Source organism: Thalassospira sp. MCCC 1A01148 (assembly GCF_001613795.1).
Classification (GTDB): Bacteria; Pseudomonadota; Alphaproteobacteria; order Rhodospirillales; family Thalassospiraceae; genus Thalassospira.
Genome location: NZ_LPVZ01000020.1, coordinates 231,501 through 243,144, shown reverse-complemented (window position 1 = coordinate 243,144; position 11,644 = coordinate 231,501). Strand labels below are relative to the sequence as shown.

The following is an 11,644-nucleotide window of genomic DNA, read 5'->3' as shown; positions in this document are numbered from 1 at the left end:
TGCAGGGGACTATGGCAACCAAGAGAGGATCGGAGAATTTCAATGACGCCACCGTCGCATCCAACACCGTTGTCTAATCCGTCCGGACCGGAAGGTCAGTGTGCCAAGGAAAGTACGTCAGAGACAACGACGTCGTCTGTCATCTCGCCTGCAGGGTCAGCGCTGACCATTGTCTTGCTGGCAACCGTTGCCCTGGCGATGAAGGGGTTGTTGGCGAAGTTTGTCTATGCGACAGGTATGACGGTGGATGGTTTGTTGCTGTTGCGCTTCCTGATTGCCATGCCGTTTTTCTGGCTGGGCGTGTTCATGTTTGGTAAAAACCGGCCGGGCGAACGTAAAATGAAGCCGGTCGATGTGGCATGGGGTGCTCTGTATGGCGGGTTGTTCTTTCTTGCCGCTCTGTTCGACTTCACGGCCGTCTCGCTGATTGATGTTATCGTTTCGCGGATCGTGCTGTTTACGTTCCCGGCTGTGGTCATGATCCTTGAAGCCGTTCACAAAAGGCGTTTCCCGCCATTTCCACAAGTTGTCTGCTTTGTTGTGACATATGGTGGCTTGGTGTTGGTGCTTGCGCCCGATGGGTTTGGCGGGGTGTCAGATCAATTGTGGTATGGGGCTGCGTGGGCGTTTGGCTCTGCCCTGACCTATGCGGTTTATCTTTATTTTGGGCAACGCATGATTACGGTCATCGGTTCCATGCATTTTGCCGCCCTGATCAACACCGCGGCTGGTATCTGCATGATGGTTTATGCGCTGATGATGCAAAACCCACTGAACCTGAACCCGGTTGGCATCCTGTGGACGGCGGGCATATCCATTTTTTGTACAGTAATCCCGTTTTTCCTGCTTTATGAAGGCATCCGAAGGGTTGGGGCGACACAGGCATCGCTGATTTCGCTGTCCGGTCCGGCGATGACATTCTTTGCCGCCTGGCTCTTCCTTGGTGAAGTCCTGACCGTCCCGCAGTTGATCGGGTTTGTCGTCGTTACACTGGGTGTGGCGTCCCTCAAGAACAGTTTTACGCTGGCGGGATTGGGGCGTTTGCTGGCAAGACCATTTGGTTCTGGTGGGGCGTCGCAGCGCTAACAGATGGAATTCTCCGGGCGCCTATTCTTCGCGCTGCCAACGACGAACTTCAATTTCATGTTCGGGCAGGCGTTCACCGCGCCGCCATTTAAGCGGGTCGATAAACTCCCCGGCCCAGACACCGCTGCGGGCTTGCCGGGCTTGATTCTCATAGGCTTCATATTCCGGCATCTGATCGGGGCGGGCAACGGCCAAGCCACGCAGAATCAGGCTTTGGCCGATATCAACCCCATTGGCATTGTGGCACACGGCCATGTTGCGATGATATCGGTTCTTGCCGCGCACCTCGCAGGTGACCGGGGTGGCGACCAGAAGGTTGGTGGTAAGCTGCCATGCCTCTGCCCCGCAAGCCGTGCTTTGACCGTTTATCCGGCATTGTTGAAAACGGTTCATGGCATCCGCGCCCCAAAGGTCAATGCGCTTGAAACCGAATTCGAGCGTATCGGCATCAATCGCACGTGCCGGACCTGACAGCGTGTCAAAGTCCGGATCGGCCTGTGCCATAGCGGGAATACATCCCAGCATCAGGGCAAGGGCCAGTCTGATCAGGCAGAGGGGAAGTGCGGGCACCATGCGTGCCTCAATACAGGTCGCTGTATCTGATTTCATCAAGCTGCGCGAAGATGACTTTCCATTGGTCATCCTGCTTGAGCAGCGCAAATGCATAGTCGCAATCAAAGATCAGGTTGTTTTCGGAATTGCCAAAACGGAACGAAACAATCGCGCGCGCGCCACCGGGAAGGGCGGAATGTTGTTCAACGACCATGGATTTTGCCATGGCCAGATCAGCGTTTTTCAGTTCTTCGAAAAAGGACTGGTGATATTTGTGCAGGTCTGACGAGTTCGCAATTGCCTGAACACCGGACAGATCGTTGATCAGGCACGGGAAGTGAAAGAAATCATCAAGCGCATTTTCTTCGAGCTTGAGATGGGCGTCGACATAACGGCGAAAGAAATTTCCAAGGTCTTCCATCAGCACACTTCCCCAGTGAGAACGTTTTTATTCAACTGCAATCAGATCAAGCCATCCTTGTTCATCAAGCACTGTAACACCTAATTCTTCTGCTTTCTTTAATTTGGAACCGGCACCCGGCCCCGCAACCAGATAATCGGTTTTTGCCGAAACAGATCCGGCAACCTTTGCACCAAGAATTTCGGCTTTGACCTTGGCTTCATTACGGGAAAACAGCTCAAGCTTGCCGGTAAAGACCACGGTCTTGCCGTTGACCGGATTGTCGCTGACGGTCGGGGCTTCGACGTCGGTGATTGTCAAAAGGTTTTGCAGATCATCAAGAACCTCGCGGTTGTGATCTTCGGCCATGAACTCAATCAGATCCTTGGCCACACCCGGGCCGATCTGATCAATATTGATCAGTTCACGAAGCGCTTCACTGTCGGCTTCATTGGCGGCAACCATTGCTGCGCGCCATTCGGCAAGGGATCCGTAATGACGGGCGACAAGTTTTGCCGTGGCCTGGCCGATCTGGCGAATGCCAAGTGCATAGATAAATTTGTCGAGCCCAATGGTCCGGCGTTCATTGATGCCATCGAATAGCTTGGTGGCAGATTTTTCGCCCCAACCTTCAAGCTTGCGAATGGCATCGCCATGATCACTTTCAAGGCGGAAAATATCGCCAGGCGATTTCAGCCAGCCCAGTTCAAAGAACGCCTCGACATTTTTGGCACCAAGGCCATCGATATCAAAGGCGTTGCGCGACACGAAATGTTTCAGGCGTTCAACGGCCTGTGCCGGGCAGATCAAGCCGCCGGTGCAGCGTGTGACGGCTTCACCTTCTTCGCGCATGGCGTGGCTGCCGCATTTCGGGCAAGTATCGGGGAACTGATACTCGGTGGTGTTTTCCGGGCGTTCATCAAGGATGACTTCAACCACCTGCGGGATGACGTCACCGGCACGCTGAATAACCACCATGTCGCCAACGCGCACACCAAGACGTTCGATTTCGTCACGGTTATGAAGGGTGGCGTTGGAAACAACCACGCCGCCAACCGTGACGGGTTCCAGACGGGCGACGGGCGTAAGCGCACCGGTGCGGCCAACCTGTACTTCGATGGCGTTCAGGCGGGTGCGTGCCTTTTCGGCCGGGAATTTATGGGCAATTGCCCAGCGTGGCGAACGGCTGACAAAACCAAGGCGCAGCTGAAGTTCAAAGTCGTTGACCTTATAGACGATGCCATCAATGTCGTAATCAAGGTCCGGACGCTGTGTCGCCAGTTCGTCGTAGAACGCCATGATGTCATCAGCATCATTCAGCAACCGGGTCAGCGGATTGGTGACAAAACCCCATCCTTCGACCTTGTTGAGGAAATCCCACTGGGTCTGGGCCAGGCTTTCGGAAAGCTCGCCAAAGCTATAGGCAAAGAAACGAAGCGGGCGTTTGGCACTGATCGACGGATCAAGCTGGCGCAAGGATCCGGCCGCGGCGTTGCGCGGGTTGGCAAAGGTTTTGCCGCCGGTTTCTGCCTGTGTTGCGTTCAGTTTCTGAAAGGCAGAACGTGCCATATAAACTTCGCCACGGATTTCGACCACATCGGGCGCGTCACCGGGAAGGATCTTGGGGATGTCGTCAATGTGGGCGACATTGGCAGTAACATCTTCGCCTTCTGATCCATCACCACGGGTGGCTGCGGTGACAAGTTCCCGGTTCTCGTAACGCAGCGACAGGGAAAGGCCATCGATCTTGGGTTCGCCCACCACTTCGACAGCGCTGTGCGCCGTCAGGTTCAGGAATCGGCGAATACGCGCCAGAAAATCAACAATGTCTTCGCGCGAAAATGCATTGCCAAGCGACAGCATCGGGCGGGCATGCTTGACCTTGGCAAATCCCTCTGCCGGGGCAGCACCGACTTCCTGTGTCGGGCTGTTTTTCTTGAGCGTTGGATAGTGGGATTCAAGTTCGATCAGGCGGTTAAACAGCGCGTCATATGTTGCATCCGACACCAGCGGATCGTCATTCACGTGATAGGCCTCGTTATAGGACCGGATACGTTCAGAAATCTCTGCATGCTGTTTGCGCGCCTCCGTGCTTGAAGACGGCAATTCAGGAAGTTCGGACATGTTTGACGCGTGTTCGGCGTTCATATTCTTTTTGTTCCGTATTCAAGGTTGGGCCGACGCGTTGGCGTCTGGGTCAATTGGGTTGTTCAAGCAGGCTGTCTGCGGCGGCACGCGCCTCGGCCGTCACGGAATGACCGGCCAGCATGCGTGCAATTTCCTCGCGCCGGGCACCGTCGACAAGGGCATCGACGCGGGTCACCATGGTGCCGTCTGCCTCGCGCTTGGCAATATAGAAATGCGTGCGACCCCGGGCTGCGACCTGCGGGCTGTGCGTAATGACAAGGATCTGACGTTCCTGAGCCAGCAGGTGCAGGCGTTGACCAATGGCGGCTGCCGTTGCGCCGCCAACTCCGCTGTCGACTTCGTCAAAGACGAGACTGGGCACGGCTGATACGCGTGCCAGAACGACCTTGAGTGCCAGAAGGAACCGCGAAAGCTCCCCGCCCGATGCGATCTTGTTAAGCGCCCCCGGTGGGCTGCCGGGGTTGGTCGCGACCGTAAACTGCACCCGGTCAATACCATCCTGCCCCCAGTCGGCTTCTTCAAGCTTGGCAATGTCAGTAACAAAGCGCGCCTTTTCCATACGCAGCGGGGGCAGTTCGGCATTGATGGCGCCATCAAGTTTGGCGGCGGCTTCCTTGCGCGCCGCATGAAGCTTTTCACCCGCCTTGATATAGGCGTCGCGATGTTCCGTAACGGCTGCCGTCAGGCGGTCCAGTTCCTTTTCCCCGAACTCGAGCTGATCAATCTGGGATCGGAAGTCCTTCATCAGGGGGTTAAGGCCATCGACGGGAACATCATATTTGCGCGCCGCAGCACGCAGGGCGAACAGGCGTTCCTCTACATTTTCCTGATGGCCGGTATCAAGGTTAAGGTCGGCCAGCGTTGCCGAAATTGACCGGTTGGCTTCTTCAAGTTCGATGGCAGCACGATCAAGGGCCTCGATGATCGGTTCAAACCGGCCATCGGCCTTTTCAAGTTCACGTTCAAGGCAGCGCTGCGCACTTCTAAGCGCACTTTCAGCACCCTTGCCACGCGAAAGTTCCGATCCGGCGTCATTAAGGGCAGCAACCAGCTTTTCGCCATGCATCAGGAACTGGCGTTCCTCGGCAAGACGTTCTTCTTCGCCTTCTTCGGGGGCGAGCTTTTCAAGCTCGTCCACGGCATGACGCAGCCATTCTTCTTCTTCACGGGCTTTTTCGATCCGGGCCCGCGCGGCATTGAGTTCCTTTTGTGTTTCTCGCCAGGCGCGCCAGTGGTCGCGCACGCTCATCGCAAGCGTTCCAAGATTGCCATGCGCATCAAGGGTCGCGCGGTGGGTGGTCGGATCCAGAAGGCCGTGCTGGTCAAACTGGCCCTGAATTTCAACGCAGTAATTGCCAACATCGCGCAACAGCCCAACCGAGACCGACTGATCGTTCACATAGGCGCGTGATCGACCATCGGCCGTCACTACGCGGCGAACGACAAGGTCTTCGCCTTCAAGGTCAATGTCCTGATCGGAAAGAAGTCTGAAAACCGGATGTCCCTGTGGCAGGTTGAAGGTTGCCGTAACACTGCATTTGTCGCACCCATGGCGGACAAGGCCACTGTCTGCACGCGCGCCCAAGGCAAGTCCAAGCGAGTCAAGCAGGATCGATTTACCGGCACCGGTTTCACCTGTGAGGACGCTTAGTCCATCGTGAAAATCGAGATCCAGTTTATCGATAAGGACGACGTTCCGAATGCTGAGGCGTCGAAGCATTGCTGGGTACTGATGTTGTTAACGGAGCAGCAGACAGGTACAGCTAGGTTCAGGACCTATTAGTTCGTTTGTGAAATTGCAGAGTGCCCAATCCCGCCCCGCCTTGCAAGCCTTGCGAAGGTGAAACGGTCTCAATTCGACTGCGACAATGATGTTTGGTCAAAGTGCAGTAATTTCAGGTGTTAACCACGGGTTGTTCTTTTTTTGTTCTATATTGTTACAAGGCGGATTGTCAAGCAATCCCTTGGGTTTGTTGTGGTTTGGTTACCTGAATTCAGAACAGGCTGGAAATGGAGTTTGTTGTTGAATCCCACCAGCTTTCCTCTTCGCGCTCCGGGGCGTCTTCGCCCAGCAGAAGGCTATAGGACTCGCTGTAATATTCGCTGCCCGGGAAGTTGTGACCAAGGACAGCGGCAGTGCGTTTGGCCTCGCCCTCCAGACCCAGCGAGAGGTAGCATTCCGTCAGGCGCGCAAGGGCCTCGGGCACGTGGGTTGTGCTCTGATAGTTTTCGATCACCGATTTGAAACGGTTGATCGCGGCCAGATATTGGTTGCGGTCCTGATAGTAGCGCCCAACATCCATTTCCTTGCCGGCCAAGTGATCGACCGTCAGGTCCTTTTTCAGCTTGGCGTCACGGGCATATTTACTGTCCGGGAAACGGCGGATGACGTCATCAAGTGCATCCATGGCGTGCTGGGTCATCTGCTGATCGCGGCCAACATCAGAAATCTGTTCATAGTAGGACAGCGCCTTGAGGTAATAGGCATATGGCACATCCGGGTTCGCCGGATGGAGCGAAATGAAGCGATCCAGTGCACTGATCGCATCGTCATACTCGTTGTCCTGATAATAGGCATAGGCCGACATCAGCGTCGCCTTGGTTGCCCATACCGAATAGGGGTGTTGGCGTTCCACCTCGTCAAATGCTTCGGCGGCCTGCTGGTATTCCTTGGCGTCCAGCAGGTCCTGCGCGCCGTTATACAGTTCGGAAACCGGGCGTTCGACATATTCCGGCGCCTCATTGCTTGAACATGCCGCAAGCATCAGCGACAGGCCGCAAGTGGCAATGATCTGTTTGGCGCGAACGGTACTTAGCACTGTGACCTATCCTCGAAATTTGTGACACATTCACCAGAAAATCCGCCGGACTATATCATGTGAAGGGCGTGCTTGGGCAAGTGGTTGTGTCGTCAAATGCAGACTTTTCTTTGATCTCGAAATTCATCGCCATCATCTGCAGGTGCAAAACCAACCCTGAAAACAAAAATGGCGACCACTGGGGCCGCCATTTTCAGGAGCATGGGACAACCAGCGCCTGACATCAGGCGGTGGCAAGAATCGGTTCGGATACGCCGCGCAGGGCAGACTTGGTCAGCGGAACAACGCGATAGGCATCTTCATCAGCCAGCAACGCCTGCAAAAGCAGGTTGTTGACGTGATGGCCGGATTTATAGGCCGTAACCTTGCCCTGAAGCTGCTTGCCTGCGGTATAAAGGTCGCCCAGCGCATCAAGGATCTTGTGGCGGACGAATTCGTCTTCGTAACGCAGACCTTCTTCGTTCATGACTTCGTCACCGGACAGGACAACCGCGTTATCAAGCGAACCACCACGGGCAAGACCAGCAGAACGCATGGCTTCGACTTCGTGCAGGAAGCCAAAGGTACGGGCACGGGCAATATCGGCAACAAACACGCCGTCATCGAATTTGACTGACATGCGCTGGTTGGCGATGGCCTTGCTGGCGAAATCAATCTCGAAATCGATCTCGAATCCGCTGGCAGGTTCGATCCGCGCGGTGCAGCCGTTATATTCGACTTCTACAGTTTTGAGGACTTCAATGACCTGACGCGGAGCACCAAGCTCTTCAATGCCAACGCAATCAATCAGGAAGTTGAACGGCGCAGAACTGCCATCCATGACCGGGACTTCGTCGGCATCAATGTCGATCAGGACATTATCAATGCGCGATCCGGCAAGGGCTGCCATCAGATGTTCGATGGTGCCGATCTTGATGCCCTTGGATGCATCGCCAAGGCAGGTGCAAAGACGGGTATCGATCACGCCATCGTAACGTGCCGGAAACAGCGGCTGGTCATCCAGGTCCGTGCGGCGAAATACGATGCCATGATCAGCAGGGGCAGGGTGAAGGGTAATGCGGATCTTCTGGCCGGAATGCAAACCGACACCTGCACAACCGATGGAGGCCTTCAATGTGCGCTGGGCCACATAGCCGTCGCCGGAAAGGTCTTTCTGCGCGATGGCAGAACCAAGATCGGCAATTTTGTTCACAGGAACCCCCAAATCAGGTCATTCAGTTTGTCATCAATCACGGTCAAAGCATGTTTAAAGCCATCGGCCCCTGCTTTGTTAGTTTCAGACATTACTGACGAACACGCAATCACTCAAATCACTCTTTGTTACGCTTTGTAAACTTCGTAAATAACTGAAAATAAATAGTAAAATTTGGTTTATCTTGATGTCTTTTTGCAGTCTGTAACCGTCCGGCTTCGGGGCTTTGATCACAATCACCGCAATACTGCGTCATCTATTCTGGTGCATTCAAAAAAAAGGGGAAGGCATCAAGCCTTCCCCATCTTCGCGCGGAGATCGTCGTCAGTTGGCCTGACGACGAAGGAAGGCCGGGATCTCAAGAAGGTCATCCGACGCGCCTTGCGTCTTACCCCGGGAAGCGGGTTCCTTCTTCATGACAGGTTCTCTGTCTTCGCCAAGGGGCATCTCGGTCTGGCGTGGTGCCGGTGCTTGCGGCTGCGAGACCTTCGGTTCCGCATGGTGTTGCGGTTCCTTGGCGGTTTTGTTCTTGCCAAACAGGCTGCTGAGTACCGAACGCGGCGAGGTTGCGTTCTGGGCATCGGCTGCTTCGAACACATCCGGGCTGTGTGAGGTGTGCTCAGCCTGGCTTGGCGTTACAGCGCGTGGCGGGATGAAAGCCATGTCGCCGTTGCTGTTGGTTTTTTCGGTCGGCTTGTCAGCACGCAGAACAGGTTTCGGCTTGAGAACCGTCTGGCCCATTTCAATCGAACCGGTTTCCTGTGCTTCGGCCTGATGGCTGATTTCCGGTTGCTGTGCGCTGCCGGTTGCGGCAAAGCGATCAGCCGGGATGTGGTCAACTGATCCACCGCCTGCGTAATCACCTGCGCCGGTGCTTTCAGCGGCCGCAGCTGCTGCGTTACCGGCACCATGCTGTGCAAAGGACGGTGCGGCTGCTGGCTGTTCTGCCGATTTTTGTGCGACAGGCTGTGCGACGGAAACCGTGGTCGGCTGAGGACGACGGACTTCTTCGGCGTCGATGCCGGTTGCCACGACAGAAACGCGAAGAGCGCCTTCGATGGTCGGATCAAAGGTCGAACCAAAGATGATGTTGGCTTCGGATGCGACTTCTTCGCGAATACGGTTGGCAGCTTCGTCAACTTCATAAAGCGCCATGTCCATGCCGCCGGTGATGTTGATGAGGACCGCACGGGCACCCTTCATCGAAGCATCTTCAAGAAGCGGATTGGCTATCGCGGCTTCGGCCGCCTCAAGTGCACGTTTTTCACCCGATGCCTCGCCGGTACCCATCATGGCTTTGCCCATCTCGCTCATCACAGTGCGGATATCGGCAAAGTCAAGGTTCACAAGGCCCGGAACCATCATAAGGTCGGTGATCGAACGCACACCATTGCGCAGAACATCATCCGCCATCTGGAAGGCATCTGCGAACGTGGTTTTTTCATTCGCAACCCGGAACAGATTCTGGTTTGGAATGATGATCAGGGTGTCAACATACTGTTGAAGCTGCTCTATACCCTGTTCGGCTGTGCGCATGCGGCGCGTGCCTTCGAAATGGAACGGCTTGGTAACGACACCAACGGTCAGGATGCCGGCCTCTTTTGCGGCACGTGCAATGACCGGCGCAGCACCGGTACCCGTACCACCGCCCATCCCGGCGGTGATGAATACCATGTGGCTGCCTTCAAGCTGCGCCTGAATTTCTTCAATGGATTCTTCTGCTGCGGCGCTGCCTGCATCAGGACGGGCGCCTGCACCCAGCCCCTGGGTGATCTTGCGGCCAAGCTGCATCTTGCGCGTAGCTTTTGCCTGGGTCAGGGCCTGAGAATCGGTGTTGGCAACAACGAAGTCACATCCTTCGAGTTCGGATGCGATCATGTTGTTAACGGCGTTGCCGCCGGCACCGCCGACACCGATAACGGTAATCTTCGGTTTTAGGTTTTCTTCCGTTTCAGGAACGGAAAAACTGATTGTACTCATTGTTTGCTCTTCCTCTCCGCGCTTTAGAGCTGAGGGTCCCACACAAGCCTTCCCTTTGCCTGTGCGTGCCAGAAATGCTTCGGACACAAGACCTCCAAGTTCGTTTTAGCTGGCAAAGAGTTATTGCCTTCTTAATACGGCTAAAAGTTTTCAGGAAAATGGAGAAAAAAGTACGGCTGATTTGCGTACTAGAAGTTCTCTTTGAACCAGGCGCCCAAACGGCCCCAGCGTCCGCCCGATTGACGGATTTGCGCCATGGCTTCGCTAAGCGGGTCATTTTGCTGGGCGACAGCGCGCAATAACAGGCCCGAACAGGCCGAAAAGGCGGGGCCGGCGGTCGCTTCTGCAAGGCCTGATACCCCGTGGGGCAGGGCAACGGTTGCCGGGCGTTCAAACATTTGGCTGGCAAGATCGGCGATGGCATTCAACTGGCTCGCACCACCGGTCAGAACGATGCTGCGTCCACCAATCTGTGACAGGCCATGTTCTTCAAGCTGATCGCGAATCAACTCAAAGGTTTCCTCAAGCCTGGGCTTGATGATGTTGATCAGCATGGAGCGCGGCACATGATTGAAATTGTTTTCGTCTTCATCGCCGATGGTCGGAACCGCAAGGATTTCCTGATCATCCGATGGAGAGGTCAAAGCGCTACCATGCAAGGTTTTCATCCGTTCCGCATGGCTAAGCGACGTATTGAGACCATAGGCAATATCGCGCGTCACATGTGCGCCACCGACCGGAACCGACGTGGTGTAAACAACTTGGCCCGCGTTAAAGACGGCAACACTGGTTGTGCCAGCACCCATATCAATCACGGTCGCACCCAAATCGCGCTGATCCGGCGTCAAAGCGGCAAGACCAGATGCCAACGGCGTCACAACGGTTTCTTCAATCGCAAGATGGCAGCGTGCCAACAGGGTATCGAGATTGCGCAAAGGTGCTGTCTGGGTTCGAACGAAATGCAGATCGAGACCAAGGGTCGACCCGTACATGCCGCGTGGGTCGTTCATTGTATTGGCGCCATCAAGACGGAAGCCAAGTGGAACGGTGTGGATCAGCTCGTCACCGGCCTGACGCAAAAGGGCTTCTTTCTGGTCATTGAGTTTGCGGATCTCAAGATTGCCAATCGGACGGGAGCCAAGCGGTAGCTCAACCGTGTGCGTTTCAGATTCTGGACGGCCGCCGGACAGGTTCACAATAACCGAGTCGATGGTTTGACCTGCCATCTTCTCAGCGGCGTTAACTGCGGCAAGCACGACTTCCTGCGCGGCATCAAGGTTGGAAATGGATCCACTTTGAAGGCCCTTGGACATGTTGTGTCCAATGCCGATGATCTTGGGCGGCTGGTCCTTTTCGCGTCGCGCAATAAAACAACAGACCTTGGACGTTCCAATGTCCAAAGCCGCAATCAATCCTGATCTGGTTTTGCCGCGTGCCAATTGAATGCTCTGAATTTTTTTATGGGTT

Annotated in this window: 9 protein-coding genes; 1 reads left to right on the top strand and 8 read right to left on the bottom strand. The window is 55.2% G+C overall.

Going from position 1 to position 11,644, the window contains the following annotated elements:
- The first annotated feature begins 42 nt into the window (after nt 1-42).
- Nucleotides 43-1,086, top strand: a complete 1,044-nt coding sequence (locus AUQ43_RS10705) for a DMT family transporter (protein ID WP_084272061.1) — start codon at nt 43-45, stop codon at nt 1,084-1,086.
- A 21-nt stretch (nt 1,087-1,107) separates the two neighbouring features.
- Here the strand turns inward: AUQ43_RS10705 and AUQ43_RS10700 are convergent, their stop codons facing one another.
- From AUQ43_RS10700 to ftsA, 8 genes are all read right to left on the bottom strand, one after another.
- The gene (locus tag AUQ43_RS10700) at nt 1,108-1,695 is read right to left on the bottom strand and encodes a thermonuclease family protein (RefSeq protein ID WP_062956280.1); all 588 of its coding nucleotides are present in this window, start codon (nt 1,693-1,695) and stop codon (nt 1,108-1,110) included.
- A complete protein-coding gene (locus tag AUQ43_RS10695) occupies nt 1,667-2,059 on the bottom strand; it encodes a hypothetical protein (RefSeq protein ID WP_044827982.1) in 393 nt (130 codons plus the stop codon). The genes AUQ43_RS10700 and AUQ43_RS10695 overlap by 29 nt, the downstream gene beginning before the upstream one ends.
- Nucleotides 2,060-2,086: 27 nt before the next feature.
- Complete coding sequence (gene ligA, locus AUQ43_RS10690; RefSeq protein WP_062956279.1) at nt 2,087-4,186, bottom strand: NAD-dependent DNA ligase LigA; 2,100 nt, start codon at nt 4,184-4,186, stop codon at nt 2,087-2,089.
- A gap of 49 nt (nt 4,187-4,235) precedes the next feature.
- Nucleotides 4,236-5,906, bottom strand: coding sequence for a DNA repair protein RecN (recN, locus tag AUQ43_RS10685; RefSeq protein ID WP_062956278.1), 1,671 nt, complete (start codon nt 5,904-5,906; stop codon nt 4,236-4,238).
- 274 nt (nt 5,907-6,180) lie between these two features.
- Nucleotides 6,181-6,951 (bottom strand): outer membrane protein assembly factor BamD, encoded by a 771-nt coding sequence (locus AUQ43_RS10680; protein WP_062957242.1) that lies wholly within the window; start codon nt 6,949-6,951, stop codon nt 6,181-6,183.
- A 277-nt stretch (nt 6,952-7,228) separates the two neighbouring features.
- A complete protein-coding gene (gene lpxC / locus AUQ43_RS10675) occupies nt 7,229-8,197 on the bottom strand; it encodes a UDP-3-O-acyl-N-acetylglucosamine deacetylase (RefSeq protein ID WP_084272059.1) in 969 nt (322 codons plus the stop codon).
- Nucleotides 8,198-8,521: 324 nt separating this feature from the next.
- A complete protein-coding gene (gene ftsZ, locus AUQ43_RS10670) occupies nt 8,522-10,177 on the bottom strand; it encodes a cell division protein FtsZ (protein WP_062956277.1) in 1,656 nt (551 codons plus the stop codon).
- 188 nt (nt 10,178-10,365) lie between these two features.
- Nucleotides 10,366-11,577, bottom strand: a complete 1,212-nt coding sequence (gene ftsA, locus AUQ43_RS10665; RefSeq protein ID WP_232310655.1) for a cell division protein FtsA — start codon at nt 11,575-11,577, stop codon at nt 10,366-10,368.
- Nucleotides 11,578-11,644: the final 67 nt, after the last annotated feature.